General features: G+C 66.6%; 26 protein-coding genes. 15 read left to right on the top strand and 11 right to left on the bottom strand.

The features are described from left to right. Positions 1-5 precede the first annotated feature (5 nt). Positions 6-1,115, top strand: a complete 1,110-nt coding sequence (locus RI032_RS02065) for a polyamine ABC transporter substrate-binding protein (protein ID WP_010486170.1) — start codon at positions 6-8, stop codon at positions 1,113-1,115. Between the two features lie 20 nt (positions 1,116-1,135). Here the strand turns inward: RI032_RS02065 and RI032_RS02060 are convergent, their stop codons facing one another. Next, on the bottom strand, positions 1,136-2,560 hold the full coding sequence (locus RI032_RS02060) for a flavin-containing monooxygenase (protein WP_322547783.1): 1,425 nt from the start codon (positions 2,558-2,560) through the stop codon (positions 1,136-1,138). 273 nt (positions 2,561-2,833) lie between these two features. Between RI032_RS02060 and RI032_RS02055 the strand changes: the two genes are divergently transcribed. The 4 genes from RI032_RS02055 (at position 2,834) to RI032_RS02040 (ending at position 7,166) form a co-directional block, all read left to right on the top strand. Further along, a complete protein-coding gene (locus RI032_RS02055) occupies positions 2,834-3,970 on the top strand; it encodes an ABC transporter ATP-binding protein (protein WP_010486163.1) in 1,137 nt (378 codons plus the stop codon). Further along, entirely contained in the window at positions 3,967-4,899 is a 933-nt protein-coding gene (locus RI032_RS02050) for an ABC transporter permease subunit (protein WP_322547782.1), read from the top strand. The genes RI032_RS02055 and RI032_RS02050 overlap by 4 nt, the downstream gene beginning before the upstream one ends. Further along, on the top strand, positions 4,896-5,738 hold the full coding sequence (locus tag RI032_RS02045; protein ID WP_004151945.1) for an ABC transporter permease subunit: 843 nt from the start codon (positions 4,896-4,898) through the stop codon (positions 5,736-5,738). The genes RI032_RS02050 and RI032_RS02045 overlap by 4 nt, the downstream gene beginning before the upstream one ends. Before the next feature lie 63 nt (positions 5,739-5,801). Beyond that, positions 5,802-7,166 (top strand): NAD-dependent succinate-semialdehyde dehydrogenase, encoded by a 1,365-nt coding sequence (locus RI032_RS02040; protein WP_019337143.1) that lies wholly within the window; start codon positions 5,802-5,804, stop codon positions 7,164-7,166. 75 nt (positions 7,167-7,241) lie between these two features. Here the strand turns inward: RI032_RS02040 and RI032_RS02035 are convergent, their stop codons facing one another. The 7 genes from RI032_RS02035 to RI032_RS02005 all read right to left on the bottom strand — a co-directional run bounded on the left by RI032_RS02035 (position 7,242) and on the right by RI032_RS02005 (position 13,172). After that, entirely contained in the window at positions 7,242-8,264 is a 1,023-nt protein-coding gene (locus RI032_RS02035) for a magnesium and cobalt transport protein CorA (RefSeq protein ID WP_019337144.1), read from the bottom strand. A gap of 6 nt (positions 8,265-8,270) precedes the next feature. Then, positions 8,271-9,524 carry a lipoprotein N-acyltransferase Lnb domain-containing protein gene (locus RI032_RS02030; RefSeq protein ID WP_322547781.1) on the bottom strand — a complete coding sequence of 418 codons (1,254 nt, stop codon included), beginning with the start codon at positions 9,522-9,524 and terminating at the stop codon, positions 8,271-8,273. Next, a complete protein-coding gene (locus tag RI032_RS02025; RefSeq protein WP_005408827.1) occupies positions 9,521-10,402 on the bottom strand; it encodes a CorC family transporter in 882 nt (293 codons plus the stop codon). Before RI032_RS02025 ends, RI032_RS02030 begins: the two co-directional genes overlap by 4 nt. A gap of 64 nt (positions 10,403-10,466) precedes the next feature. Continuing rightward, on the bottom strand, positions 10,467-11,054 hold the full coding sequence (locus RI032_RS02020) for a hypothetical protein (RefSeq protein ID WP_019337146.1): 588 nt from the start codon (positions 11,052-11,054) through the stop codon (positions 10,467-10,469). Then, positions 11,054-11,662, bottom strand: a complete 609-nt coding sequence (locus tag RI032_RS02015; protein ID WP_049412551.1) for a hypothetical protein — start codon at positions 11,660-11,662, stop codon at positions 11,054-11,056. The genes RI032_RS02020 and RI032_RS02015 overlap by 1 nt, the downstream gene beginning before the upstream one ends. A 41-nt stretch (positions 11,663-11,703) precedes the next feature. After that, positions 11,704-12,189, bottom strand: coding sequence for an rRNA maturation RNase YbeY (gene ybeY, locus RI032_RS02010; RefSeq protein ID WP_005408831.1), 486 nt, complete (start codon positions 12,187-12,189; stop codon positions 11,704-11,706). Further along, on the bottom strand, positions 12,186-13,172 hold the full coding sequence (locus RI032_RS02005; protein WP_322547780.1) for a PhoH family protein: 987 nt from the start codon (positions 13,170-13,172) through the stop codon (positions 12,186-12,188). Before RI032_RS02005 ends, ybeY begins: the two co-directional genes overlap by 4 nt. Before the next feature lie 482 nt (positions 13,173-13,654). Here RI032_RS02005 and RI032_RS02000 point away from each other — a divergent pair, with 482 nt between their 5' ends. From RI032_RS02000 to RI032_RS01990, 3 genes are read left to right on the top strand one after another with little or no spacing between them, the layout of a single operon-like run. Continuing rightward, positions 13,655-14,611 (top strand): HlyD family secretion protein, encoded by a 957-nt coding sequence (locus tag RI032_RS02000; protein WP_322547779.1) that lies wholly within the window; start codon positions 13,655-13,657, stop codon positions 14,609-14,611. A 20-nt stretch (positions 14,612-14,631) separates the two neighbouring features. Next, the gene (locus RI032_RS01995; protein ID WP_322547778.1) at positions 14,632-15,555 is read left to right on the top strand and encodes an ABC transporter ATP-binding protein; all 924 of its coding nucleotides are present in this window, start codon (positions 14,632-14,634) and stop codon (positions 15,553-15,555) included. Next, the gene (locus RI032_RS01990; protein WP_049412557.1) at positions 15,552-16,664 is read left to right on the top strand and encodes an ABC transporter permease; all 1,113 of its coding nucleotides are present in this window, start codon (positions 15,552-15,554) and stop codon (positions 16,662-16,664) included. The genes RI032_RS01995 and RI032_RS01990 overlap by 4 nt, the downstream gene beginning before the upstream one ends. Before the next feature lie 79 nt (positions 16,665-16,743). On the opposite strand, the gene miaB is transcribed toward RI032_RS01990, so the two are convergent. Continuing rightward, positions 16,744-18,162, bottom strand: a complete 1,419-nt coding sequence (gene miaB / locus RI032_RS01985; protein ID WP_010486129.1) for a tRNA (N6-isopentenyl adenosine(37)-C2)-methylthiotransferase MiaB — start codon at positions 18,160-18,162, stop codon at positions 16,744-16,746. A 188-nt stretch (positions 18,163-18,350) separates the two neighbouring features. Then, on the bottom strand, positions 18,351-18,971 hold the full coding sequence (locus RI032_RS01980) for a glutathione S-transferase family protein (protein WP_010486127.1): 621 nt from the start codon (positions 18,969-18,971) through the stop codon (positions 18,351-18,353). Between the two features lie 80 nt (positions 18,972-19,051). On the opposite strand from RI032_RS01980, the gene RI032_RS01975 reads away from it, so the two are divergent. The 7 genes from RI032_RS01975 to RI032_RS01945 all read left to right on the top strand — a co-directional run bounded on the left by RI032_RS01975 (position 19,052) and on the right by RI032_RS01945 (position 25,123). Continuing rightward, on the top strand, positions 19,052-20,020 hold the full coding sequence (locus RI032_RS01975; RefSeq protein WP_010486125.1) for a helix-turn-helix transcriptional regulator: 969 nt from the start codon (positions 19,052-19,054) through the stop codon (positions 20,018-20,020). Positions 20,021-20,066: 46 nt separating this feature from the next. Further along, on the top strand, positions 20,067-20,993 hold the full coding sequence (locus tag RI032_RS01970; protein ID WP_019337152.1) for a lytic transglycosylase domain-containing protein: 927 nt from the start codon (positions 20,067-20,069) through the stop codon (positions 20,991-20,993). Between the two features lie 201 nt (positions 20,994-21,194). Then, on the top strand, positions 21,195-21,815 hold the full coding sequence (gene petA / locus RI032_RS01965) for a ubiquinol-cytochrome c reductase iron-sulfur subunit (RefSeq protein WP_010486121.1): 621 nt from the start codon (positions 21,195-21,197) through the stop codon (positions 21,813-21,815). After that, positions 21,815-23,074 carry a cytochrome b gene (locus tag RI032_RS01960; RefSeq protein WP_019337153.1) on the top strand — a complete coding sequence of 420 codons (1,260 nt, stop codon included), beginning with the start codon at positions 21,815-21,817 and terminating at the stop codon, positions 23,072-23,074. The genes petA and RI032_RS01960 overlap by 1 nt, the downstream gene beginning before the upstream one ends. Beyond that, on the top strand, positions 23,067-23,816 hold the full coding sequence (locus RI032_RS01955) for a cytochrome c1 (protein WP_043400455.1): 750 nt from the start codon (positions 23,067-23,069) through the stop codon (positions 23,814-23,816). The genes RI032_RS01960 and RI032_RS01955 overlap by 8 nt, the downstream gene beginning before the upstream one ends. A 134-nt stretch (positions 23,817-23,950) precedes the next feature. Continuing rightward, the gene (locus tag RI032_RS01950) at positions 23,951-24,586 is read left to right on the top strand and encodes a glutathione S-transferase N-terminal domain-containing protein (protein ID WP_005408842.1); all 636 of its coding nucleotides are present in this window, start codon (positions 23,951-23,953) and stop codon (positions 24,584-24,586) included. A gap of 84 nt (positions 24,587-24,670) precedes the next feature. After that, entirely contained in the window at positions 24,671-25,123 is a 453-nt protein-coding gene (locus RI032_RS01945; RefSeq protein WP_005412806.1) for a ClpXP protease specificity-enhancing factor, read from the top strand. 104 nt (positions 25,124-25,227) lie between these two features. Here RI032_RS01945 and RI032_RS01940 read toward each other — a convergent pair whose 3' ends face one another. Continuing rightward, a complete protein-coding gene (locus RI032_RS01940) occupies positions 25,228-25,578 on the bottom strand; it encodes a DUF3301 domain-containing protein (protein ID WP_005408844.1) in 351 nt (116 codons plus the stop codon). Positions 25,579-25,625: the final 47 nt, after the last annotated feature.

The following is a 25,625-nucleotide window of genomic DNA, read 5'->3' as shown; positions in this document are numbered from 1 at the left end:
ACCCGATGAAGCTGCGTATCCTCACGCTCGGCCTGGCCTCCGCCATGCTCGCCGCCTGCAGCGGTGGCAACGGCGGCGCGCAGGACAGCCAGGTCCTGAACGTCTACAACTACAGCGATTACATCGCCGAGGACACCATCCCGACCTTCGAGAAGGAGAGCGGCATCAAGGTGACCTACGATGTGTTCGACAGTGATGAGATGGTCGAGACCAAGCTGCTGGCCGGCAACAGTGGCTACGACGTGGTGGTGCCGACGCTGAACTTCTTCGGCCGCCAGATCCAGGCCGGCGTGTTCCTGCCGCTGGACAAGAGCAAGATCCCGAACTTGGCCAACCTCGATCCGGCGGTGATGAAGCGCATCGCCACCCAGGACCCGGGCAACCAGTACGGCGTGCCGTACATGATCGGTACGACCGGCATCGGCTACAACGTGGACATGCTGAAGCAGCGCTTCGGCGGCAGCACCGACATCGCCAACAGCTGGGACCTGGTGTTCAAGCCGGAGAACATCAGCAAGATGAAGGACTGCGGCGTGACCATCCTGGACACGCCGGCGGACATGATTCCGATCGCGCTGCATTACCTGGGCCTGGACCCGCACAGCGGTGACCCGGCCGAGCTGCAGAAGGCGGCCGACCTGCTGAAGTCGATCCGCCCGTACGTGCAGAATTTCCACTCCTCGCAGTACGTGGGTTCGCTGGCCAACGGTGGTACCTGCCTGGTGGTCGGCTGGTCGGGTGACATCATCCAGGCCCGCGACCGCGCCGAGGAAGCCAGTAATGGCGTGCACGTGGCCTACTCGATCCCGAAGGAAGGCGCTCCGCAGTGGTTCGACATGCTGGCGATCCCGAAGGATGCCAAGCACCCGGAAGCCGCGTACGCGTTCATCAACTATCTGCTGCAGCCGAAGGTTGCCGCGGCCAACACCAACTTCATCCACTACGCCAACCCGGTGCCGACTGCGACCCCGCTGGTGGATGAGGCGATCCGTACCGACCCGACCATCTACCCGCCGGCCGATGTGGCCGAGAAGATGTTCACGTACTCGATCAACACGCCGGAGACCGACAAGCTCTACACCCGGTTGTGGACCGAGGTGAAGACCGGCCGTTAAGCCGGTCTGGCGCCGTCGGGTCATGCCCGGCGGCTCCCTTGCCCTGCGCCGGAACCGGTACTCCCGCTTCGGCCCAGGTGCCGCAGGATGGCCGGCAGCAGGTCGCGTGCATCACGGCCGCCGTTGCACAGGAACGATGAACTCATCCGCTGCAGGTTGTGCATGCCGATGAAGAACAGCCCCGGCTGCGGGGAAACGCCGAAGTCGCCAAGCGGATAGCCGTGTGCATCCAGCGCGCCCTGCACGTCGAGCCAGGGCCATTCGGCGACGAAGCCGGTGGCCAGCACCACCGAACGAATGCCTGCGGCCTGCAGATCCAGCGCGCATGGCGACGGTTCCGGCTCCCAGTGCAGATAGACCTCTTCGGGAATGTAACGGGCATCGTCGGTGCGCGGTTCGGGCCGCGTGGCGTAGTACGCGCTGGCCAGCGAATCGAGATAGGCATACTCGGCCCGAGTGGCCTCGATCGCGGTGCGCAGCTGCGGGCGGACATCGGCAAAGCGGGCGGTGTTTCCACTGAATTCCTGCAACCGGCCCAGCAACCTGATACCTGCGCGGTGCATCGCCAGCAGGCTGATCGAGCTGCCCCGGCCGCCGCTTCCCTTGCCCGAGATCAGCGGAAACTCCGCGGTGCGGGCCCTGCGCAGCGCATCCGGTTCTCCGGCCAGTACGGCGGCCGCTTCACTCACATGCTGGTGGATGCGCCCGGCCATGTCCCACCAGGTCATCGAGTCCTTCCCGCGCAGCCGGCGGGTGTGCGAGTGACGCTGGGCCAGTGACCAGTACACGCTGCGACCGCTGTCGCGCAGGTCCTGGGCGATCTGCGCGCCGGACTGGCCGCCGCCGATAACCAACACCGCGCCCTCGGGTAGCAGGCCGGGACTGCGGTAGTCGCTGGAGTGCAGCACGGTGAGGCCTGGTGCGGGCGCGAAGGGCACCCGGGGCATCCGCGCGCGACGGTATTCACCGGTGGCGACCACCACTGCGCGGGCACGGATCGGCCCCTGGCTGCTGTCGATGGCATAGCCACTGGACTCGGGCCCGACCCGTTGGACCACGCATCCCTCGTTGATCGGCAAGGAGCGCTCGTGGGCATACTCGCGGAGGTGCCGGATCACCTCCGGGGCCCCCATGAAGCCTTCCGGGTCATCGCCGGCATAGGCATGACCGTGCAGGGCCATCGTCGCGTTGGCGGTGTTGGTCTGGAACGACTCCCAGCGCCGTTGCCAGCTGGCGCCCACGGTTTCGGCCTCCAGCACGCGATGCTCGACGCCGGCCTCCTGCAGGAGCGCGCTGAGCGACAACCCGGCCTGGCCGGCGCCGATGATGACCAGTGGCAGCCTTGCGGGCAGGGAGCCCGGCAGGCGGGGCGGGAAGGGGGAGGGGGAGGGGCTGTCCGGGGGAATCACCAGTGTGGGTCCATGCAAGGCCTTGATCCGAGGCATTGCGCGGGGAATGTCCTTGGCTTTCAACGGATCCCGTTCTGAAAAATGTTGCAGATCGGGCTGCCGCCCGTGGTGTCTGGTCGGGACGGCCGCCCGGGCGTCGAAGAGAGCCCGAGCCTTCCGGCGGACAGGCCAGCATGGCGGGGGAAAACCGACACCCCTCGAGGCCCCGAGGCCGCTCACCGGCCGGTTCCACCTGCTGCCGTCATATCCCCTGCGGCCCCCGGCCGGTAGAATGGCGGCCGCTGTCCACCGCCCGCTCCCGGAGCCCCCATGCCCGTTGAAGCCCAGCCGGTAGCCGCCGTCGTCGACACGACCGGTGCGCCCGGCTATCTCTCCATTCGTGATTTGCGCAAGGAATTCGACGGTTTCGTCGCCGTCGACGACGTCAATCTGGACGTGCGCAAGGGCGAGATCTTCGCCCTGCTCGGTGGCTCCGGCAGTGGCAAATCGACCCTGCTGCGCTGCCTCGGCGGCTTCGAGACGCCCACCAAAGGCAGCATCACCCTCGATGGCCAGCGCCTGGACGCGCTGCCGCCGTACCAGCGGCCGGTCAACATGATGTTCCAGTCCTACGCCCTGTTCCCGCACATGACGGTCGAGCAGAACATCGCCTTCGGCCTGAAACAGGATGGCTTGGGCAAGGACGCGATCAGCAAGCGCGTCGGCGAGATGCTCGATCTGGTGCAGATGGGCCACCTGGGCAAGCGCAAGCCGCACCAGCTCTCCGGCGGCCAGCAGCAGCGCGTGGCGCTGGCGCGGTCGCTGGCCAAGGGGCCGAAGCTGCTGCTGCTGGACGAGCCGATGGGCGCGCTGGACAAGAAGCTGCGCTCGCAGATGCAGCTGGAACTGGTCAGCATCATCGAATCGTCGGGGGTGACCTGCGTGATGGTCACCCACGACCAGGAAGAAGCGATGACCATGGCCACCCGCATCGCGGTGATGGATGCCGGCTGGATCCAGCAGGTCGGCAAGCCGGACGAGGTCTACGAGCAGCCGGCCAACCGCTTTGTCGCCGAGTTCATCGGTTCGGTCAACCTGTTCGACGGGGTGATCGACGAGGACCTGCCCGAGTACGTCACCGTGCGCTCGCCGCTGTTCCCGGCGCCGATCTACATCGCCCATGGCATCACCGGCTATGAAGGGCAGCCGGTCGCGTTCGCGCTGCGCCCGGAGAAGGTGATGATCGGCAAGGACGAGCCGGAAGGGCACACCAACAAGGCCCAGGGTGTGATCGAGGACATCGCCTACTTCGGCAGCCATTCGGTCTACCACGTGCGCCTGCCCAGCGGCGCCAAGGTACTGGCCAACTTCGCCAACTCGCAGCGCTGGGCCAGCGATGGCCTGACCTGGGGCGACAGTGTGTGGGTGCACTGGCGCGACAACGACGGCGTGGTGCTGACCTCATGAGCACGGCCGGCCTGAAGCGCTGGCTGCCGGGGCTGCGTGCCACGGTGATCGGCATTCCGTACCTGTGGCTGCTGCTGTTCTTCGCAGTGCCGTTCCTGATCGTGCTGATGATCAGCTTCTCGCTCAGCCGGGTCGGCTCGCCGCCGTACACCTGGCTGCTGCAGTACGTGGATGGCGGCTTCTCGCTGAAGCTGAACCTGGAAAACTACCTGGCGCTGTTCCGCGATTCGATCTATGCGCAGGCCTTCCTGAGCTCGATCAAGATCGCGGCGATCTCCACCTTCCTGACCCTGCTGATCGGCTACCCGATGGCCTATGCCATCGCCCGCCTGTCACCGGCCGCACGCAACGTGGCGATGATGCTGGTGGTGTTGCCGTCGTGGACCTCGTTCCTGATCCGCGTGTACGCGTGGAAGGCGATCCTGGACCGCAACGGCCTGCTCGACCAGTTCCTGCAGTTCACCGGCCTGCAGTCGCTGATGACCAGCCTCGGCCTGCCCAAGCTGCAGCTGATCGATACGCCGACTGCCGCCTACATCGGCATCGTCTACTGCTACCTGCCGTTCATGGTGCTGCCGTTGTACGCCAACCTGGTCAAGCATGACCACCGGCTGCTGGAAGCGGCCTACGACCTGGGTGCCAAGCCGTGGCAGGCGTTCCTGCGCATCACCCTGCCGTTGTCGAGGGCGGGCATCATCGCTGGCTGCATGCTGGTGATGATTCCGGCGATCGGTGAATTCGTGATCCCGGAAATGCTGGGCGGCTCGGAGACGCTGATGGTCGGCCGCCAGCTGTGGAACGAGTTCTTCAACAACCGTAACTGGCCGGGCGCCTCGGCGATGGCGGTGGCAATGATCCTGTTGCTGCTGGTCCCGATCCTGCTGTTCAACCGTTCCCAGCAGCGCCTGCTGGAAGGGAAGCAGGCATGAGCCCGCGTACCGCCAAGGGCCTGGGGCTGGGCGTGCTGCTGCTCGGCTTCGCTTTCCTGTACCTGCCGATCCTGCTGTTGATGTTCTATTCGTTCAACAGCTCGCGGCTGGCGATGGTCTGGGCCGGGTTCTCCACCCGCGCCTACAGTGACCTGTTCGCCGACCGCGCGCTGATGGATGCGATGTGGACCAGCCTGGTGGTCGCGTTCTGGACCGCCTGCACGGCTACCGTGCTGGGCACGCTGGCGGCGATGGTGATGACCCGCTTCAAGCGCTTCCGTGGCAAGCCACTGTTCGGTGCACTGGTGACCGCACCGCTGGTGATGCCGGATGTGATCCTGGGCTTCTCGCTGATGGCGCTGCTGGCCTCGATGGGCGCGATTCCCGGTTTTCCCGCACGCGGCCTGACCACGATCTGGATCGCGCACGTCACCTTCACCCTGTGCTTCGTCACCGTGGTGGTGTCCTCGCGCCTGCAGGAAATGGACCTGTCGCTGGAAGAAGCGGCGATGGATCTGGGTGCCAGCCGGCTGACCGTGTTCGGCCGCATCACCCTGCCGATCATCGCGCCGGCGCTGGTGGCGGGCTGGCTGCTGGCCTTCACCCTGTCGCTGGATGACGTGGTCGTGGCCAGCTTCGTCGCCACGCCGGGCTCGACCACGCTGCCGATGAAGGTGTTCGCTTCGGTGCGCATGGGCATCAGCCCGAAGATCAACGCACTGGCCACGCTGCTGGTGTCGGCGGTGTCGATCGCTGCTGTGATCGGCTGGTACATCAATGCGCGTGCGGAGAAGCGGCGCCAGCGCGATCTGCAGCTGGCGCGGCAGGACAACGGCTGATCCGGCAACACCCGGCTCACGGCCGGCGGCGCACAATGGGGGTCTTCCAGATGGAGATCCCCCATGACCGTCGAGATCATCAACCCGGCCACCGGCCAGGTGACCTACCGCCATGAACTGATGGGTGCAGCCGACATCGAGCAGCGCCTGCAGGCCGCTGCCGATGCCTTCCCCGGCTGGGCTGATCACTCGCTCCAGGACCGCGGCGCCATCCTGCGCCAGATCGCCGCGCAGCTGCGCGCCCGTCGCGATGACCTGCAGCAGGCGATGACCCACGAGATGGGCAAGCTCAAGGCCGAGGCGCTGGCCGAGGTCGACAAGTGCGCTGCCGCCTGCGAGTACTACGCCGACCACGCGGCCGACTACCTGAAGCCGCAGCTGATCGACACCGAAGCCCAGCGCAGCTATGTGCGCTATGAGCCGATCGGCTGCGTATTCGCGGTGATGCCGTGGAATTTCCCGATCTGGCAGGTATTCCGTTTCCTGGCCCCGGCGTTCATGGCCGGCAACGTCGCCCTGCTCAAGCACGCCAGCAACGTGCCGCAGTGCGCCGACCTGATCCTGGCGGTGTGCCGTGACGGCGGCCTGCCCGATGGCGTGTTCGATGTACTGCACATCGACAACGACCAGGCCGCCGAGGTGCTGCGCGACGCGCGGGTGAAGGCGGTGACGCTGACCGGCAGCGAGCGGGCAGGGCGCTCGATCGCTTCCAATGCCGGCAGCCAGCTGAAGAAGTCGGTGATGGAGCTCGGCGGCAGCGATGCCTTCGTGGTGCTCGATGATGCCGACCTCGACAAGACCGTGGCCGCGGCAGTGAAGTCACGCTTCGACAACAGCGGCCAGACCTGCATCGCGGCCAAGCGCTTCATCGTGGTCGATGCGGTGGCCGATGAATTCACCCGTCGCTTCGTGGAAGCGGCGGGCGAGCGCCAGTATGGCGACCCTGACGAGCGCGGCACCACGCTGGCGCCGATGGCGCGCGCCGACCTGCGCGACGAACTACACAAGCAGGTGCAGGCCAGCGTCGCCAAGGGCGCGCGCGTGCTGATCGGTGGCGAGCCGATTGCCGGCACGCATGCCGGCTATCCAGCCACCGTGCTCGACCAGGTGGGTCCTGGCATGCCGGCCTACGATGAGGAACTGTTCGGGCCGGTGGCGGCGGTGATCCGGGTCAAGGATGAAGCTGAGGCGCTGCGCGTGGCCAACGACACTCGTTTCGGCCTGGGCGGCAGCGTGTGGACGCGCGACGCGGTGCGCGGCGAAGGCTTTGCCCAGCGGATGGAATGCGGCGCCGCGTTCGTCAACGCCATCGTCAAGAGCGATGCGCGGTTGCCGTTCGGTGGCAGCAAGCAGTCCGGTTTCGGTCGCGAACTGGCCGACCATGGCATCCATGAGTTCATGAACATCAAGACCGTCTACGTGGCTTGATGGATCATGCAATGCGCCACGACCAACGGTCGTGGCCTACCGGTCTGGTGGGTATCGACCGTTGGTCGATACGATCTACAGCCACTTGGCGCGCTTGAACAGCCGGTACAGCCCCACGCACACGCCGCCCACGCCAACGATCATCAGCGGGTAGGACCACGGTTCGCTCAGCTCGGGCATGTGGCTGAAGTTCATGCCGTACCAGCTGGTGATCAGCGTCGGCGCCGCCAGCAGCGCCGCCCATGCACCCAGCCGCTTGACCGTCTCGCCCTGCGCCAGCGTCACCAGCGACAGGTTCACGCTCAGTGCGGTGCCCAGCATCTCGCGAAGGGTGTCGATCACATCGCTGATGCGTACCGCGTGGTCGTGCACGTCGCGGATGTACAGCTTCACCTCGTCGGGGATCAGTTCGCCCTGATAGCGACGCAGCTGTGCCAGCACGTCCTGCAGCGGCGCCACCGCCATGCGCATCTTGTTCAGTTCGCGCTTGAGCTCGTACAGCCGCACCACGGTGCTGCGCTTGTAGGTGTCGGCGAAGATGTCCTTTTCGAGCAGGTCCAGGGTGTCGCGGAAGCGGTGCACGATGGGCAGGTAGTTGTCGACCACGAAGTCGGTCACCGCATACAGGCAGTACGACGGGCCCATTTTCAGCAGCTGGGGCTCGCGCTCGACCCGCGCGCGTACCGGGGCGTAGGACAGCGAAGCGCCATGGCGCACCGTCACCAGGAAACGCGGGCCGAGGAAGGCGTGGGTTTCGCCGTACTGGATGCGCTCGTCGACCATCTGCGCGGTCGTCACCACCACGAACATCGAATTGCCGTAGGTCTCGACCTTGGGCCGCTGGTGCGCATTGCGCGCATCCTCGATGGCCAGGTCGTGCAGGCAGAACTCTTCCTGCAATTTCAACAGCACATCGTCATTGGGGTCGTACAGGCCGACCCAGACGAAGCCATTGCCACCGGCAATGACATCGCTGATGGCGTCCAGGGTGATGTCGTGGCGTTTGCCCTCGTCATCGTAGTGGACGCAGTTGATGACGCAGGCGGGGTTGGCCGAGGCGGGCGCGGCAGCGGAGGCGGGCAATGACATGCCCGCCATCGTGCGTCAGGGCTGTGTTTTGGACAAGTGAGGAGTACGCCCCAGCACCCATGCCAGCGTGACGTGGACGGGCAGCAGCAGCACGATCCACTGCACGTTGTACTGCGCCTGCAGGCTCAGCCAGTGCAGCACCAGCGCGGCCACCGCCTGTACCGCCAGCAGCCACAGTACGATCCTGAACATGCGGCCCGGCACGCGCCGGCGCAGCAGGCTGATCGCCCCGGGCAGCAGCAGCACCGCCAGCGGCGAAAGCAACAGCAGGTTGCGATTGGCCCACGCGGCGTAGTGGATGCTGAAGCCCCACAGGAACACCAGCACGCCGCCGAACAGGGCACACAGCAGCCAGAACGGCAGCGCCAGCCCGGCCAGCAGGCGCGGACGGCGGCGCAGCGCCAGCACGCCGGCGGCAATCACCAGGCCGCACAGCAGCCACGGCCACCAGCGGCGCGCGGATTCCTTCGGCTCCGGATCGATACGGTGCGGCAGCAGTTGCTGTTCGGACTTCACCAGCGGACGGCCATCGCTGTTACGTGCCTGGCGCAGCGCATCGGCCAGGCGCATCGGTACGAAGGCTTCCTGCCAGCGCGACAGCGGCTGGTCGGCGAACGGCCCCAGGCCTACATCGAAGCCCAGCCACATCCAGGGTGCCGGCGAGGCCAGGCGCACCGATTCACTGCGGTAGGTGTTGCCGCGTGAGCGCCCCGACAGCTGCGACTGCAGGCCGCCGCCGAGTGCCTTGTCCACCGTGTCGCGCACCATCGTGGCGCAGTTGGCGGTGTAGTAGTCGTAGTGGTAACGCGCGTTTTCCGGCTTGGCCCGTTCGGCCAGATCGGCAGCGAGCGCACGTGCCTGGTCGGGGCGCAGGTCCAGCCACTGCACGCTGGCGCCACGGCCGGTCTCGTCGTAGTAGGACAGATCCTGCTGCAGCGGTAGCGCCACCAGGTAATACATCATGTCGCCGCGTGCGAAGCGGCTGATGAAATCGTCCTCGGACGGGTCGAAGTAGCCGAAGTTGTACGAGGTCGCCTCACCGCTGACCGGATCAAGCACCACGATGGCGTCGTGGCCGAAGCGTTCGAAGAACACCGTGCCCGGCTGCATGGTGACCACGCCGATGCGCGGGGCGGGGGCTTCAGTACTGGCGAGCGCCGTAGCGGCAGGCGGGGCCGCCGCCGGCTGCGCGAACGCGGCCAGCGGCAGGGCCATGGCCAGCACGCACAGTGCCAGCCACACCATGAGGATCAGGCCGCGGCGCTTCAAGCGTCGTCCTGCGCGTCCGGCGGCAGCACGGTCACGTGGAAGGCCTGTACCCGGCGCGCGTCGGCGCGGGCCACGCGGAACATGAAACGGTCCAGCGCCAGCTCGTCACCGACTTCCGGCAGATGGCCCACGGCCTCGGTGACCAGGCCACCGATGGTGTCGTAGTCCTCGTCGGAGAACGTCGCGCCGAATCGCTCGTTGAAGTCGCCGATCGGGGTCAGCGCGTCGACCACGTACTGGCCGTCGGACTGGATCGCGATCTGCGCCGAGGGATCTTCAGCTTCGTCATGCTCGTCGTCGATCTCGCCGACGATCTGTTCCAGCACGTCCTCGATGGTGACCAGGCCGGCGACACCGCCGTACTCGTCCACCACGATGGCCATGTGGTTGCGCGACAGGCGGAACTCCTTCAGCAGCACATTGAGCTTCTTCGCCTCCGGGATCAGCACCGCTGGGCGCAGCAGCTCGCGCACGTTGGCCGGGCCGTTGTCGGCAACCACGCCGCGCAGCAGGTCCTTGGCCAGCAGGATGCCAAGGATGTCGTCCTTGTTCTCGCCGTGCACCGGGAAGCGTGAATGACCGGATTCGACCACCTGCTTCATCAGTTCCAGGAAGGGCGCCTCAACCGGCAGCGAGACCATCTGCGAGCGCGAAATCATCACGTCGCCCACGGTCAGCTCGGCGACCGAAATGGCGCCTTCCATCATCTTCAGGGTATCGGCGGCGATCAGACCCTCTTCCTGCGCGGTGTGCAGGACAGCGACCAGCTCGTCGCGGGTATGGGGTTCGCCGGAGAAGGCGGAGGTCAGGCGTTCAAGCCAGCCGCGCTTCTTTTCACTGTGCTCCGCAGGGGAGCTACTACTGTCGTCTTCTGACATCTCTGGAAAAAAGGCACCCGGCAGGCCGGGCGTTGGCCCAAGTCTAGCAGGATGTGACGGCCTGTCAGTGACTGCCGGTGGCCGGGGCAGGGGCGGCCGGGGCCGGCTCCTCCTCGGGCAGGTCCAGGCTGTAGGTGCAGCCGGCCAGGGTCTTGCCCGGGTGGGAGGCCACGGTGGAGACGCTGAGGATGATCGACTCGATCTGGGCCTCGCCGGTTTTCGGGTCGGTCACGTCGCGGCTGACCAGCTCGCGGCCGGCCATGAACTTGCCGTCCTGGTCGTAGCCGGTCTCCAGCGCCAGGCGCTTGGCCAGCGGGCGTGGGTCGGCCTGGTCGAGCACCGCCATGATGCTGGCGCCGGCCACGGCCACCCGCTCGGTGCTCATGCCGAACACGCTGATCGGTTGGGCCAGGCGGAACTCACTCATGAACTGGTTGCCCTGTGGCAGCGGCTGCAGGCCCTGGGCCACGGCCTTCAGCGGGTCGGCCAGCAACGGCGCCAGCGCGGCCTGATCGGCCACGCCCTGGCGGCATTCGATCAGCGCCGGCAGGTCCAGGCTGGAAGCGAAGGCGGCTGGGACCGCAAGGGCACACAGCAAAGGCAGGCAGCAGCGCAGTGACACGGGCGGTTTCCGCAGGCGAAGGGCCGCCATCATAGCTCCGGTGAGCGCCTGAACAGCCCGGTGAGAAGGCGCAGGAATCCCGTCATCGCCCGCCGCGCGACCATCAGTGAGAGGGTCAGCACGACCGCAAGCATGGCGATCTGCATCGATTGCCCCGCGATGCGCGCCACCGCCGGCCACAGGCCCGGGCTGGTCAGCCAGGGCATCAGTTCCGATGCGGCTGTCCTGGCCACTTTCATGTAGATCACGGCCAGCACGAACAGCACCAGCAACGAGGTGCGGCTGGCATGGAAGAACGGGAGTGCGTTGACCGGCCTGCCAAGCCGCTGCTGCAGCAGCGTTCGCCACAGCACCGGCAGGGTCAGGGCACCGACCAGTATCAGCACCATCGACGTTTCCCACAGCCCGGGCAGGTGGGCGGGTTCCGCTCTACCCGTGAGGTGGGGGCCGATCATGCCGGTCGCCAGCCCGGCCAGCAGGCACAAAGGCGAGAGCAGGGCGAGGCTGCGCAGCAGCCAGTGCCTGCCGGCGGGTTCACGAGCGCTGAGGCGACGCACGGTGTACGCGCCCAGCATCAGCAGGCCGGCGAACAGGCCCGCGCTCATCGCAAACGTCGTGAAGCTGTTTCCCGGAGTCATCCTTGATCCCCTTGTAGTCGTGGCGACGGGCGGTGGCCCGCTCAGCGCTCGCCCGCGTATGGGTCGTCGATGCCCAGCTCGGCCAGGATCTCCCGTTCCAGCTGCTCCATCGCCTCGGCTTCCTTGTCGTCCTCGTGGTCCCAGCCGAGCAGGTGCAGCACGCCGTGCACGGTCAGGTGCGCGTAGTGGGCATTGAGCGCCTTGCCCTGTTCGTCGGCCTCGCGTGCCACGACCGGTGCACAGATCACCAGGTCACCGAGCAGCGGGAACTTGACGCCCTTGGGCAGGCCTTCGGGTACTTCGGCCGGGAAGCTGAGCACGTTGGTGGCGTAGTCCTTGCCGCGGTAGTGGCGGTTCAACGACTGTCCTTCCTTGGCATCGACCACGCGGATGGCCAGATCGGCCTCGCGGATGCGGCCCTTCAACGCGGCGGCCACCCACTTGCGGAAGCTCACTGCCGCCGGCAGGCCTGCACGCGGCAGGGCATAACTGACGGCGACGTCCAGTCGCACGGGACCACGGGTCATGGAGTTGCTCCAGGTTGGATCTGATGCAGGTCGCGGCGGTCGTAGGCGCTGACAATGCGTGCGACCAGCGGGTGGCGGACCACGTCACGGGATTCGAAGAAGGTGAAGCTCACGCCATCGACCTCACGCAGCACGTCGATGGCGTCGCGCAGGCCGGACTTCACATGCTTGGGCAGGTCGGTCTGGGTCAGGTCACCGGTGACCACCGCAGTGGAGCCGTAACCCAGGCGGGTCAGGAACATCTTCATCTGCTCGATGGTGGTGTTCTGTGCTTCGTCCAGGATCACGAACGCATCGTTGAGCGTGCGGCCGCGCATGTAGGCCAGCGGTGCGATCTCGATGACGTTCTTCTCCAGCAGCTTGACCACCTTCTCCACGCCCATCATCTCGTACAGGGCGTCGTACAGCGGTCGCAGGTACGGATCGACCTTCTGGCTCAGGTCGCCGGGCAGGAAGCCCAGCTTCTCGCCGGCCTCCACCGCCGGGCGCACCAGGATCAGGCGCTGCACCCGCGATTCATTCAGTGCTTCGACCGCGCTGGCCACGGCCAGGAAGGTCTTGCCGGTACCGGCCGGGCCGATGCCGAAGTTGATGTCGTGGGTGGCGATCTGGTGCAGGTAGCGGCCCTGGTTTGCGCCGCGGCCGCGCACCGTGCCGCGCTTGACCTTGATCGCCACGTCCTGCGCTTCATAGGAGCGCTCGGCGATCTGCTCGACATTGGCCTGCGCCAGGCGCAGGTGGATGGCGTGGTTGTCGAAGGTGGTTTCGCCGGCTTCGGCGTACAGCGCTTCAACCAGCTTCTGCGCCTCGACGATGGCTTCTTTGGGCCCGCTGATGCGGAACACGAAGCCACGATTTGCGATCTCCACGCCGAGCTTCAGCTCGATCTGGCGCAGGTGCCCGTCGAAGGGGCCGCACAGGTTGGCCAGTCGCTCGTTGTCTTCCGGCGACAGGGTGAAGTCTCGATGATCGATGCTTTTCATTGCTTGGGGTGGGGCCGACGCCTTCCACCGCAGTGTATTCAGGGAGGACAAGGGTAGCGCGCGTGCGGGGCACACGGCCAGCAGACGGTCGATACAGCGTTTTCCACACCCGGTGTGGACGGGGCACGCGGAAACCTGTGGATAGACCTCTGCGATGCTTGTGCCACAAGGCCCATGAGGTCCTGGTGAAAAAAGCGTCATGGCCGTTCGTCGCTGCGGCAGCACTGCCACGGGTGGCCTGTACGGGGTCATTCATCGTGATGGCAGTGCAGGTTTCGTTGCCGGGCGAGCAACAAAGCCACGTCCCTGCGGATTTCCACAGCGGTTGTGGAATGATGCCGAATCAACCTGTGGATAGGTGGTGCGGAGCCTTGCAGCAAAAGGCTTGCCCACGTGTGGTGAAAAAACCGTCAGGGCTGATCGGAATCATTGAGGGTGCACGGGGCACATGGCACCGTGTCGCCGTCGCAGGAGGGGATGGCATGGGCATCGGCAACGGGATGCGTGGAATCGGACTGGCGGGCATCGGCCTGCTGGCGGGGTGTGGGCAGTCAACGCCGACTGCGCTGGGCACGCTGGAATGGGACCGGATCACGGTGCCGGCGCCGGCGGCCGAAGTCATCGCCACGGTGGAGGTGCGCGAGGGGCAGCAGGTCAAGGCCGGGGCCGTGCTGATGCAGCTGGACCCGGCGCGGGGAGACGCGCAGTTCGCCGCGGCTCAGGCTGATGCGGCGCGTGCGCAGGCCCAGCTGGAAGAACTGCAGATCGGCCCACGCCAGGAGCAGATCGCGCAGGCCCAGGCGCAACTGGCCGCGTTGCGCGCACAGGCTGCCGAAGCAACTGCCTATTACCGACGTGTCCAGCCGTTGGCACAGCAGCGCCTGATTGCCGCCGCTGAACTGGATCGTGCACGCGCCGCTGCCGGCAATGCCGAGGCCAGCGCGCGTGCTGCCGAGCAGGCCTGGCTGGAGCGGGTGCACGGCAGCCGTGTGCAGGATATCGCCCAGGGCCAGGCGGCCGCGGATGCCGCACAGGCACAGCAGGTGGTGCAGGGCGTCAACCTGCAGAAGCTGCAACTGCGCGCACCGCGCGACGGCGTGGTCGATGCCTTGCCTTACCGGCAGGGGGACCAGGCGCCGGTCGGCGCGCCGCTGGCGGTGATGCTGGTCGGCGAGCGCCCCTATGCACGCGTCTACCTGCCGCAACCGCTGCGCCTGCAGGTCAAGGTCGGACAGGCCGCGCAGATACAGCTGGATGGAGGCAGCACGGTGCTGACGGGGCGCGTGCGTGCGATCCGCAGTGAGCCGTCGTTCACGCCGTACTACGCACTGACCGGTGATGACGTCGAGCGCCTGAGCTATCTGGCCGAGATCGAAGTGGACGGGAACAGCGACATGCAGAAGCTGCCAGCGGGCCTTCCGGTACAGGTGCGCTTCTGAACACCGGTGCGGACATCGCGGTGCACGCGCAGGGCCTGACCCGCCGCTTCGGCGATCTGCTGGCCGTGGACAATGTCGACCTGACCGTGCCGCGTGGCCAGGTCTATGGCTTCCTGGGGCCGAACGGGTCGGGCAAGTCGACCACCATCCGCATGCTGTGCGGCCTGCTGGAACCGAGTGCCGGGCAGATCGAGGTGCTGGGCCTGGCGGTTCCCGAGCAGGCCGAAGCACTGCGCCGGCGCATCGGCTACATGACCCAGCGCTTCTCGTTGTATGAAGATCTTTCGGTACGCGAGAACCTGGAATTCCTCGCCGCCATCCAGGATCTGCCACGCGCGCAGGCCCGGCGGCGGGTCGACGAACTGCTGCAGCAGTATCGTCTTCTGGACAGGCAGCCGCAGCTGGCCGGCACCCTCAGTGGTGGCCAGAAGCAGCGCCTGGCGCTGGCCGGCGCCGTCGTGCACGCTCCGGAGCTGCTGTTCCTGGACGAGCCGACCAGCGCAGTCGATCCGGAATCGCGCCGCGATTTCTGGGAGGCCCTGTTCGAACTGGCCGATGCGGGCACCACCGTGCTGGTCTCGACCCACTACATGGACGAGGCCGAGCGCTGCCACCGCCTGGCGATCCTTGATCGTGGCGCGCTGGTGGCCGACGGCACCCCGGCCGAGCTGTGCGCACGGCTGGAAGGGCGCACGCTGCAGGTCACCGCGTCGCAGCCGCGCCTGGCCAGCCGCGCACTGGCCGATCTGCCCGGCGTGCTCAGCGTGGCGCAGATCGGCACCCATCTGCGCGTGCTGTGCAATGAGGGAGCGGCGGACATCGCAGTGCTGGGCCGTGCGCTGGCCCTTGCTGACCCGCAGGCCAGCATCGAGAAGGTGGCACCGAACCTGGAAGACGTGTTCGTGGCCGCCACCCGTGGTCGTGGCCGGGAGCCGGCGGAATGAACCTGCGCAGGCTGTGGGCGATCATGCTCAAGGAACTGCGGCAGCTACGGCGCGACCGCATCACGCTGGCGATGATCGTCGGCATTCCGGTGATGCAGCTGCTGCTGTTCGGCTATGCGATCAATCTCAACCTGCGTCACCTCGACGCCGGTGTCGCCGATCAGGCCAACAGTGCCGCCTCGCGCGCGCTGGTGCAGGACATGGTCGCCACCGGCGTGATCACGCCGCGCAGCGAGGCGTACACGCCCGACCAGCTGATGCAGGCGCTGCGCCGTGGCGAGATCAGTGTCGGCATCGTGGTGCCGGCCGACTTCGAGCGTCGCCGCTTCGACGGTCGCGAAGCAGTGCAGGTGCTGGTCGATGGCAGCGACACCGTGGTGCAGAGCGCAGCGATCCAGCTGGCGCAGGTGCCGCTGGACACGCGTCCGACCAGCAACACGCGTCCCCTGCGCGAAGGCAGCATCGCCAGTGGTCCTATCAGCGTGACCAGCTTCTACAACCCGCAGCGGCGCTCGGCGGTGAACATCGTGCCGGGCCTGATCGGGGTGATCCTGACCATGACCCTGGTGATGTTCACGGCCGTGGCGGTGGTGCGCGAACGCGAGCGCGGCAACATGGAGCTGCTGATCGCCACGCCGGTGTCGCGCAGCGAACTGATGGTGGGCAAGGTGCTGCCTTATGCAGCGATTGGCCTGCTGCAGACCACGCTGGTGCTGGTGCTGGGCACCTGGCTGTTCCAGGTGCCGATCCGCGGCAGCCTGCTGGACATCTACCTGGCCGCAGTACTGCTGGTGCTGGCCAACCTTGCACTGGGCCTGCTGATTTCCACGCGCGCGCGCTCGCAGTTCCAGGCGATGCAGATGACGTTGTTCCTGTTCCTGCCGTCGATCCTGCTGTCGGGCTTCATGTTCCCGTTTGCGGGCATGCCGCGGCCGGTGCAATGGCTGGCGGAAGTGCTGCCGCTGACCCACTTCCTGCGGCTGGTGCGCGGCATCATGCTGCGCGGCGCCTCGCTGTGGGAGCTGTGGCACGACGCGCTGGCGCTGCTGGCCTTCATCGTGGTGATGATGACGCTGGCGATCCTGCGCTTCCGCAAGCGATTGGATTAAGGCCTGTCATTCGGTAGTGCCGGCCGCTGGCCGGCATCATTTCCGGTGGGTGCCGACCGTTGGTCGGCACACCCAGACCTTACTCCGCCACCACCCGCGCGCGCAGCGAATTGGTCAGCGCTTCGGTGATCACCACATCCACGAACTGGCCGATCAGCCGTGCCGGCGCCGGGAAGTTCACCGAGCGCATGTTCTCGGTCTTGCCGGTCAGCTCGTTCGGATTCTTGCGCGACGGACCTTCCACCAGCACGGTCTGCACCGTGCCCACCATCTTCTGGGAGATGCTGGCCGCGTGCGCATTGATGCGCTCCTGCAGGCGCGACAGGCGCGCGTGCTTCTCCGCATCGCTGATCGTGTCCTCCAGGTCGGCCGCTGGCGTGCCCGGGCGGCGCGAATAGATGAAGGAGAAGCTGTGGTCGAAGCCGATGTCTTCGATCAGCTTCATGGTCTTCTCGAAATCGGCATCGGTCTCGCCGGGGAAGCCGACGATGAAGTCCGAGCTGATCGAGATGTCCGGGCGCACCGCGCGCAGCTTGCGGATCTTCGACTTGAATTCCAGTGCGGTGTAGCCGCGCTTCATCGCCGACAGCACGCGGTCGCTGCCGGCCTGCACCGGCAGGTGCAGGAAGTTGGCCAGCTGCGGTACGTCGCGGAACGCATCGACCAGCGAATCGCTGAACTCCAGCGGGTGCGAGGTGGTGAAGCGGATGCGGCCAACGCCATCGATCTCGGCGATGGTGCGGATCAGCAGGCCCAGGTCGGCGAACTCACCATCGCCATACGGGCCACGGTAGGCGTTGACGTTCTGGCCGAGCAGGTTGATCTCGCGCACGCCCTGCGCGGCCAGCTGGGCCACTTCCACCACCACGTCCTCGAACGGGCGGCTGACCTCCGTGCCGCGGGTGTAGGGCACCACGCAGAACGAGCAGTACTTCGAGCAGCCTTCCATGATCGACACGAACGCCGAGGCGCCATCGGCACGTGGCTCCGGCAGGCGGTCGAACTTCTCGATCTCGGGGAAGCTGATGTCCACCTGCGGGCGCTTCTGTTCGCGCCGCGCGCGGATCAGTTCCGGCAGGCGGTGCAGGGTCTGCGGTCCGAACACCAGGTCGACGAACGGCGCGCGCTTGATGATCGCTTCGCCTTCCTGCGAGGCGACGCAGCCGCCGACGCCGATGATGACCTCGCGGCCCTTGTTCTTCAGGCCCTTCCACACGCCCAGCTGGCTGAATACCTTCTCCTGCGCCTTCTCGCGGATGGAGCAGGTGTTGACCAGGATGACGTCAGCGTCGTCCGGGGTATCGGTCAGTTCCAGGCCATCGCTGGCGGCAAGCACGTCGGCCATCTTGGCCGAGTCGTACTCGTTCATCTGGCAACCGTGGGTCTTGATGTACAGCTTGCCCTTGACCTGGTCGGGCTTGCGCGGACCAGCGGGCAGGGCAACGAGCGGGGTACCGCCCGGCGTGGCGGGCGGAAAGACGTCTGGCGTCCCGGTCATGGCGCTTAATCCATTCGGGTGGCGGGAAAGCGGGCAATTCTACCTGCATCCCGCGCCAGCCGCCGCGTTCATGCGGCCAAGCCCAAGCCCGGCGTGGTCATCACTGTAGAGCCGAGCCCACGCTCGGCTGCCTTGTGCAAGGCGGAGGAGCAGCCGAGCGTGGGCTCGGCTCTACAAGGGGGCGCTGATTACGCCGCCACCAGCTCCGCATCGATCCGCCGCGACCGGTCGAAGGCGGTCATCGCGCTCATCCGGGCGATGTAGTCGGCCGTTGCCGGCGCCGGCTGTACGAGGCCAAAGGCGGTGGTCCAGGCCAGCGCATTGCCCCACAGCACATCGGCGGCGCTCATCGTCTCGCCGAGCAGGTACGGGCCCTGCGCCAGCTGGGCCTCGACCACCTGCAGCACGGTCTCGGCGTCGTTGTACGGCGACATCAGGCGCGGCGGCGGCTCGCGATGCATCGCCTTGTCGATCATCGCCGGCTCGAAACAGGCGCCATAGAAGGCCATCCAGCGCAGGTAGGGCCCGCGCAGGGCGTCGCCGATCGGCGGGGCCAGCCCGGCTTCCGGATACAGGTCGGCCAGGTACAGATAAATGGCCACCTGTTCGGTTACCAGTGCGCCGTTGTGGACGATGGCCGGCACCTTGCCCATCGGGTTGATGGCCAGGTAGGCCGGGGCCAGGTTGGCGCCGGCCTTCAGGTCCAGCACCTGCATGCGGTAGTCGGCACCCAGCGCTTCGAGCAGGGCCACGGCGCCGCTCGAGCGGGAACGGGCGGCGTGGTACAGGGTGATCCGGCGTGAATTCATGGCATTGCTCCTTGCGGTGGGTGGTGAACTGGAGGCCATCCTGGGGCACTATTGCGGACGACTTCTGTCCTCGATCCTTCATGCGCCATACCGCCCACCGACTGCTGCGCCTGATCGCCCTGTTGCAGGCCCGCCGCCAGTGGTCCGGGGCCGAGCTCGCCGAGCGCATGGGGGTGGACCGACGCAGCATCCGCCGCGATATCGAGCGCCTGCGCGAGCTGGGCTACCCGGTGCAGGCCTCGGCCGGGGTAGGGGGCGGCTATCAGCTGGGGGCCGGGGCACCGGTACTGCCGATGCTGCTGGACGAGGAGGAGGCAACCACCCTGGCCATCGCCCTGCGCGCGGCCTCGGCCACCGTCGCCGGCATCGACGACACCGCGCGTGGCCTGCTGTCCAAGCTCGACCCGCTGGTGCCGACCCGTCGCCGCCAGCAGGCCGGCGAGGTGCATGCAGCGACGGCCACCCTGTCCGATCTTCCGTCCACCGACGCACGCCTGCTCGGACGGCTGGCCCAGTACTGCCGGCAGGCGTCACGGCTGGCCTTCGAATACCGCAGCGCGCAGGAGGCTGTTACCCAGCGCGAAGTTGAGGCACAGCACCTGGTCAATTACGGCCGGCGCTGGTACCTGTTGGCCTGGGATCTGGGCCGGCAGGACTGGCGCACCCTGCGTGTGGACCGGATGGGCGCGGTGCGCGAATGCACCGAGCCCGGCCTGCATCGGCGCACGCCGGCACCCCCGGACGTGATGGTGCGGCAGGCGGTCAGCCAGGCCCCGTTCGCGTTGCAGGCCATCGTCCGCCTGGCCGGCAGCCGCGCCGAGCTGGAAGGCCGCATTCCTCCCTGGTGCGGGGTGCTGGAGGCGGATGGTGCCGAGCACTGCCTGCTGCGCATGGGGGCCGAGAGCCGGGGCATGATGCTGGCGCAGATCCTCAGCCTGGACCGCGTGCCGGTGGCGCTGTGGACCACGCCGCCGGGCCTGCGCGACGAACTGGCCCAGCGCCTGGCCGGGCTGGGCCAGGTGCTGGCCGTGCCGCCGGTCACAGGCTGAGCCACATCGCTTGGCAAGCCCCGGCGAAGCTGGGACACTCGCCGCCATGAAGGGGATACTGGGGACAACGGCGATCATCATCGCTGCGCTGACCGCTGCGCCGGCCAGCGCTGGCACCCTGTACAAGTGCCAGGGCCCTGACGGCGTCACCAGTTATGTAAGCAAGCGGGTGGCAGGTGCGCGCTGCAGCACCATCAGCTACAGCCGCGACACCCGTCCTGCGCCGCGCCCGGTGGTGGCCGCATCCAGGCCGGCGCCGACCACGGTGGCCAGCATCGAACGCAACCCGGTTGCCGTTGCCGCCAGCGCCGCAGCGCCGGCAACGGTTGCGCCGGCACCTGCATCCGCGCCCGCAGCTGCTCCGGCACAGCCGGCCGCCTCGCGTGCCGGGCGCATGGTCAGCGGTCAGGTCTATTCCTTCATGAAGGACGGCGTGCGCCACTACACCAGTGCGCGCCCGACCCAGGTCGCCAACCTCGGCCCGGTGCGGACCATCCGCTACAGCTTCATGGAGCGCTGCTACGCGTGCGGGGTCAATCCACGCGTGGACTTCGGCAGCGTGCGCCTGAACACCTCGGCCTTCCAGACCGAGATCACCTCGGCCGCGCGCGAGTTCGGCGTGGAAGAGGCGGTGGTGCGGGCCATCATCCATGCCGAGTCGGCCTACAACCCGACCGCGCTCAGTCGTGCCGGTGCGCAGGGCCTGATGCAGCTGATGCCGCCAACCGCCGCGCGCTTCGGGGTCAGTGACTCCTACGATGCCGGGCAGAACATCCGCGGCGGCGTGCAGTATCTTGCGTGGTTGCTGAAGCGCTTCAATGGCGACCTGACCCTTGCCGCAGCCGGCTACAACGCTGGCGAAGGCGCGGTCGACCGCCATGGCGGCGTACCGCCCTACAGCGAAACCCAGTACTACGTGCGCCGGGTCGGGCAGCTGGCCGAGCGTTACCGCACCGCCCTGAGCCACCAGTAGGGACCGCAGACTGGTGGGTGCCGACTGTCAGTCGGCACACCGTTGAACAGGTAGGTGCCGACTGTTGGTCGGCACTCCTTGCAAAGAGCGTTGTGTGGCGCGCGACGGTTCCGCTACACTCAACCGTGATTCAATGCGGCTCTGGCCCCCACCGGATCCGCTGGCAGCCTTAAAGCTACCTAATCAATATCGGAGTGCCGGATGGCCAACGATGGGGTACACGATCCAGTCAACACCGGACGTCGGCGTTTTCTTTCTGCCACCACAGCCGTGGTGGGCGCCGTCGGCGTCGGATTCACCGCAGTTCCTTTCATCAAATCCTGGAACCCCAGTGCCCGCGCCAAGCTTGCCGGCGCACCGGTGGTGGCCGACATCAGCGCCCTGCAGGAAGGCCAACGCCTGATCGTGGAATGGCGTGGCCAGCCGATCTGGATCGTCAAGCGGTCCAAGGCGATCCTCGATGCGCTGCACGGGCTGGACGGCCGTCTCAAGGACCCCGAGTCCGGCGAGAAGGACCAGCAGCCGGAGTACGTGCTGAAGCAGAACCCCGAGCTGCGCTCGATCAAGCCGGATATTTCCGTGCTGGTCGGCCTGTGCACGCACCTGGGCTGCTCGCCGGAAATGGTCGCCGAGATCCGGCCTGAGCCCTACGACCCGCAGTGGAAGGGCGGCTACTTCTGCCCCTGCCACAAGTCGCGCTTCGACATGTCCGGTCGTGTCTTCAAGGACGTGCCGGCGCCGATCAACCTGAAGGTGCCCGCGCACCACTACCAGGACGACAACACCATCATCATCGGTGTCGATCCGCAGGGGGCTGCCTGATGGCCAATATCCTCAGCCGTACCGCCAGTGGCGTGGCCGACTGGGTCAATGCCCGCGCACCGGGCCTGATGCCGGTGTACCGCAAGCACGTCAGCGAGTACTACGCGCCGAAGAACTTCAACATCTGGTACTACTTCGGTTCGCTGGCGCTGCTGGTGCTAGTCAACCAGATCGTCACCGGCATCTTCCTGACGATGCACTACAAGACCAACGCCGCCGAGGCGTTCGGCTCCATTGAATACATCATGCGTGATGTGGAGTGGGGCTGGCTGATCCGCTACATGCACTCCACCGGGGCCTCGCTGTTCTTCATCGTGGTCTACCTGCACATGTTCCGCGGCCTGCTGTACGGCAGCTACCAGAAGCCGCGCGAGCTGGTGTGGATCCTGGGCATGCTGATCTACCTGGTGCTGATGGCCGAAGCGTTCATGGGCTACGTGCTGCCGTGGGGCCAGATGTCGTTCTGGGGCGCCAAGGTGATCATCTCGCTGTTCGGTGCGATACCGGTGATCGGCAACGGCCTGACCGAGTGGATCATGGGCGACTACCTGCCCAGTGACGCCACGCTCAACCGCTTCTTCGCACTGCACGTCATCGCCCTGCCGCTGGTGCTGTTGCTGCTGGTGGTGCTGCACCTGGGCGCGCTGCACGAAGTGGGGTCGAACAACCCGGACGGCGTGGAGATCAAGAAGGGGCCGAAGGGCAACCGCTGGTCGCCGAACGCTCCGGCCGACGGTATTCCGTTCCACCCGTACTACACGCTCAAGGATGGTGTCGGCGCCGGCTTCCTGCTGATCATCGCCGCCTTCATCATCTTCTTCGCGCCTGGTTTCGGCGGCCTGTTCCTGGAGCACGACAACTTCACCGAGGCCAACCGCCTGGTCACCCCGGAGCACATCAAGCCGGTCTGGTACTACACGCCCTACTACGCGATGTTGCGCGTGGTGCCGAACAAGCTGGGCGGCGTCCTGGTGATGTTCTCGGCCATTGCGATCCTGTTCCTGGTGCCGTGGCTGGACAAGGCCAGGGTGAAGTCGGTGCGCTACCGCGGCTGGATCTCGAAGGTGATGCTGGGCGTGCTGGCGGTGTGCTTCGTCTGGCTGGGCGTGATTGGTTCCGGCCCGGGCACCGACGTGCACGAGACCTACATCGGGCGGGTGCTGACCTTCCTGTACTTCGCGTTCTTCATCACCATGCCGCTATGGACACGGTTGGACAGGACCAAGCCGGTACCGGAGAGGGTGACCACCCATGACTGATCGCTGGATGGTCCGGCTGGCCCTGACGGCCGCCCTGATGCTGGGCAGTTTCCTGGCCTCCGCCGCCGAAGGCGGCACCAAGCTGCTGCAGGCCGGCAACGACCTCGGTGACCGCGCCTCGCTGCAGCGCGGCGCGCAGCTGTACATGAACTACTGCTCCGGCTGCCACGCGCTGAAGTACCTGCGCTATTCGCGGATGGCGCAGGACCTGGGCCTGACCGAAGAGGAGGTGATGAACAACCTCAACTTCACCGGCTCGGCGATCGGCGATCCGATCCCGGTGGCGATGTCCAAGGAGAATGCCGAGAAGTGGTTCGGCAAGATGCCGCCGGACCTCAGCCTGATCTCGCGCGTGCGAGGCAGTGACTGGGTCTACACCTATCTCAAGTCGTTCTACCTGGACAGCAGCCGGCCGCTGGGCTGGAACAACGCGCTGTTCGCCAACGCGTCCATGCCCAACCCGCTGTGGGAAATGCAGGGCCTGCAGCATGCCGTGCATGGCAAGCCCGAAGCGCCGGGCATGGACCCGCCGGTGACCGGCCTGAAGATTGAAACGCCGGGTTCGGTCGATGCCGGGCAGTACGACCAGGCCGTGCGGGACATCACCAACTTCCTCGAATATGCCGGCGAACCGGCCGCGCTCAAGCGCCAGCAGCTGGGCGTGTGGGTGATCCTGTTCCTGGCCCTGCTGACCTTCCTGCTGTATCTGTTGAAGAAGGAATACTGGAAGGACGTTCACTGAATCTGCCGCCGGCCATCGCACGGGCCTATTGGCTTTTGTGATGGTCGGTTGCACACTCGGGGAGGAGTCGATCGCTGGCACGGTGCCGGCGGCGCCGATGCGGCAGGCGGTCTCCTGTCGTGGGAGAGCCTTTGATGGCGGCGAGCGTACGCATGCGCAATACACTGACGCTGTTTTCCTCGAACGACGATGTACTGTGCCACCGCGTACGCCTGGTCCTGGCGGCCAAGGGTGTGACCTTCGACTTCGTTCCGGTCGATCCACAGAATCCGCCTGAAGACCTGATCGACCTCAATCCGTACCACTCGGTGCCGACGCTGGTCGAACGCGAACTGGTGCTTTACGCCGCGTCGGTGGTCAGCGAGTACCTGGACGAGCGCTACCCGCATCCGCCGCTGATGCCGGTCGACCCGCTGTCGCGTGCGCGCATCCGCCTGGCCATGCTGCGCATCGAGCACGACTGGGTGCCGCAGGTGCAGGCCATCCAGCTGGGCAACAAGACCCAGGCCGAGGCCGGCCGCAAGCGCCTGAAGGAGTTGCTGACCGCCTCGCTGCCGCTGTTCAAGGCCAGCAAGTTCTTCCTCAACCCGGAAATGAGCCTGGCCGACTGCGCGATGGCGCCGATCATCTGGCGCCTGCAGTCGCTGGACGTACCGCTGCCGAAGGACGGCAAGGCGATCGAAGACTACGGCAACCGCATCTTCCGCCATCCCGGTTTCGTCCGCAGTCTGACCGACCAGGAAAAGAAGCTGCGCGATCTGCCGGTCTGATCCGGGCATGCGTTACCCGTCTGCACGCCGACCGGCGTGCAGGCGATCCGCCCCGGCAGGGCGCCGGGCGCGTACACTTCACGCATGACCGAAGACTTCTTCCACATGACCAGCCACCGCCCGTACCTGCTGCGGGCGCTGGTGGAATGGATCAACGACAACCAGCTGACCCCGCACATCCTGGTCGACGCCGGCGTTCCCGGCGTGCAGGTCCCGCCTTCGGCGGTCAAGGATGGCCGGGTCGTGCTCAACATCGCCGAACGTGCCGTCGTGCGGCTGATGATCGACAACGAGATGGTGAGCTTCTCGGCGCGCTTCTCCGGCACCAGCTACCCGGTGCAGGTACCGATCAGCGCCGTGCTGGCCGTCTACGCCCGCGAGACCGGGCAGGGCATGGCATTGCCGGATGACATTCCGGGCAACGAAACCGCGCCGACCAGCGACGAGCTGCTGCACGAGGAAGGCACGCCGCCGGACGATACGCCGCCGGCCAGTCCGCCGCCGAAGGGGCGCCCGAACCTGCGCGTGGTCAAGTAATGTTTCCGACGCCGCCCCGATGGGCGGCGTTTTCCTTTGCAGGATTTATCGGCGGGTGCCGGAATTGTGTGGGTGCCGACCGTTGGTCGGCACACCTTCAGGTCCTACACATCCTCGGCATCGTCCACATCTGCGCGGATCTGGCTGATCCGCGCCGCGCCCGGGCCAGTGAATGAGATCAGCTGATCGCCGCGCAGCACCATGCGGCCTACATGGCGATCGATGCCATCGTAGGAATACTCGAACTTGAAGGTGCGCTCGAAGCCGAGTCGGCCATCCTCGCCGCGCGACAGGCGCAGGCCGGTGGCGTGCACCGCCTGGTCCAACCATTGCACATCGGCGGCGCGGCAGGCATTGCGCCCCAGTTCGACCGCGCGCTCGGCGGCCGAACGTGCGGCATTCCAGAAGAAATAGATGATTCCGCCGGCAATCAGCAACAGCAGCAGGGTGGGCATGGCGTCAGCCGTCAGAGGTCGATCCCGCAAAGATGGCGGCGAACGCG

Origin of the sequence: Stenotrophomonas geniculata, from assembly GCF_034508895.1 — a bacterium.
GTDB classification, from domain to species: Bacteria; Pseudomonadota; Gammaproteobacteria; order Xanthomonadales; family Xanthomonadaceae; genus Stenotrophomonas; species Stenotrophomonas geniculata.
The sequence above is the reverse complement of the archived record's forward strand: the minus strand, read 5'-3'. Positions and strand labels throughout refer to the sequence as shown.

Excerpts from the sequence above, each read along its gene's own strand:
- RI032_RS02065 (WP_010486170.1), top strand. The coding sequence starts at position 6 with ATGAAGCTGCGTATCCTCACGCTCGGCCTGGCCTCCGCCATGCTCGCC.
- RI032_RS02025 (WP_005408827.1), bottom strand. The coding sequence starts at position 10,402 with ATGTCAGAAGACGACAGTAGTAGCTCCCCTGCGGAGCACAGTGAAAAG.
- RI032_RS01990 (WP_049412557.1), top strand. The coding sequence starts at position 15,552 with ATGAACCTGCGCAGGCTGTGGGCGATCATGCTCAAGGAACTGCGGCAG.
- RI032_RS01980 (WP_010486127.1), bottom strand. The coding sequence starts at position 18,971 with ATGAATTCACGCCGGATCACCCTGTACCACGCCGCCCGTTCCCGCTCG.
- RI032_RS01960 (WP_019337153.1), top strand. The coding sequence starts at position 21,815 with ATGGCCAATATCCTCAGCCGTACCGCCAGTGGCGTGGCCGACTGGGTC.
- RI032_RS02005 (WP_322547780.1), bottom strand. The coding sequence starts at position 13,172 with ATGAAAAGCATCGATCATCGAGACTTCACCCTGTCGCCGGAAGACAAC.
- ybeY (WP_005408831.1), bottom strand. The coding sequence starts at position 12,189 with ATGACCCGTGGTCCCGTGCGACTGGACGTCGCCGTCAGTTATGCCCTG.
- RI032_RS01975 (WP_010486125.1), top strand. The coding sequence starts at position 19,052 with ATGCGCCATACCGCCCACCGACTGCTGCGCCTGATCGCCCTGTTGCAG.
- miaB (WP_010486129.1), bottom strand. The coding sequence starts at position 18,162 with ATGACCGGGACGCCAGACGTCTTTCCGCCCGCCACGCCGGGCGGTACC.
- RI032_RS02040 (WP_019337143.1), top strand. The coding sequence starts at position 5,802 with ATGACCGTCGAGATCATCAACCCGGCCACCGGCCAGGTGACCTACCGC.
- RI032_RS01950 (WP_005408842.1), top strand. The coding sequence starts at position 23,951 with ATGGCGGCGAGCGTACGCATGCGCAATACACTGACGCTGTTTTCCTCG.
- RI032_RS02000 (WP_322547779.1), top strand. The coding sequence starts at position 13,655 with ATGGGCATCGGCAACGGGATGCGTGGAATCGGACTGGCGGGCATCGGC.
- RI032_RS02055 (WP_010486163.1), top strand. The coding sequence starts at position 2,834 with ATGCCCGTTGAAGCCCAGCCGGTAGCCGCCGTCGTCGACACGACCGGT.
- RI032_RS02045 (WP_004151945.1), top strand. The coding sequence starts at position 4,896 with ATGAGCCCGCGTACCGCCAAGGGCCTGGGGCTGGGCGTGCTGCTGCTC.
- RI032_RS01955 (WP_043400455.1), top strand. The coding sequence starts at position 23,067 with ATGACTGATCGCTGGATGGTCCGGCTGGCCCTGACGGCCGCCCTGATG.
- RI032_RS01945 (WP_005412806.1), top strand. The coding sequence starts at position 24,671 with ATGACCGAAGACTTCTTCCACATGACCAGCCACCGCCCGTACCTGCTG.
- RI032_RS02020 (WP_019337146.1), bottom strand. The coding sequence starts at position 11,054 with ATGGCGGCCCTTCGCCTGCGGAAACCGCCCGTGTCACTGCGCTGCTGC.
- RI032_RS02035 (WP_019337144.1), bottom strand. The coding sequence starts at position 8,264 with ATGGCGGGCATGTCATTGCCCGCCTCCGCTGCCGCGCCCGCCTCGGCC.
- RI032_RS01940 (WP_005408844.1), bottom strand. The coding sequence starts at position 25,578 with ATGCCCACCCTGCTGCTGTTGCTGATTGCCGGCGGAATCATCTATTTC.
- RI032_RS01970 (WP_019337152.1), top strand. The coding sequence starts at position 20,067 with ATGAAGGGGATACTGGGGACAACGGCGATCATCATCGCTGCGCTGACC.
- RI032_RS02015 (WP_049412551.1), bottom strand. The coding sequence starts at position 11,662 with ATGACTCCGGGAAACAGCTTCACGACGTTTGCGATGAGCGCGGGCCTG.
- RI032_RS02050 (WP_322547782.1), top strand. The coding sequence starts at position 3,967 with ATGAGCACGGCCGGCCTGAAGCGCTGGCTGCCGGGGCTGCGTGCCACG.
- RI032_RS02060 (WP_322547783.1), bottom strand. The coding sequence starts at position 2,560 with ATGCCTCGGATCAAGGCCTTGCATGGACCCACACTGGTGATTCCCCCG.
- petA (WP_010486121.1), top strand. The coding sequence starts at position 21,195 with ATGGCCAACGATGGGGTACACGATCCAGTCAACACCGGACGTCGGCGT.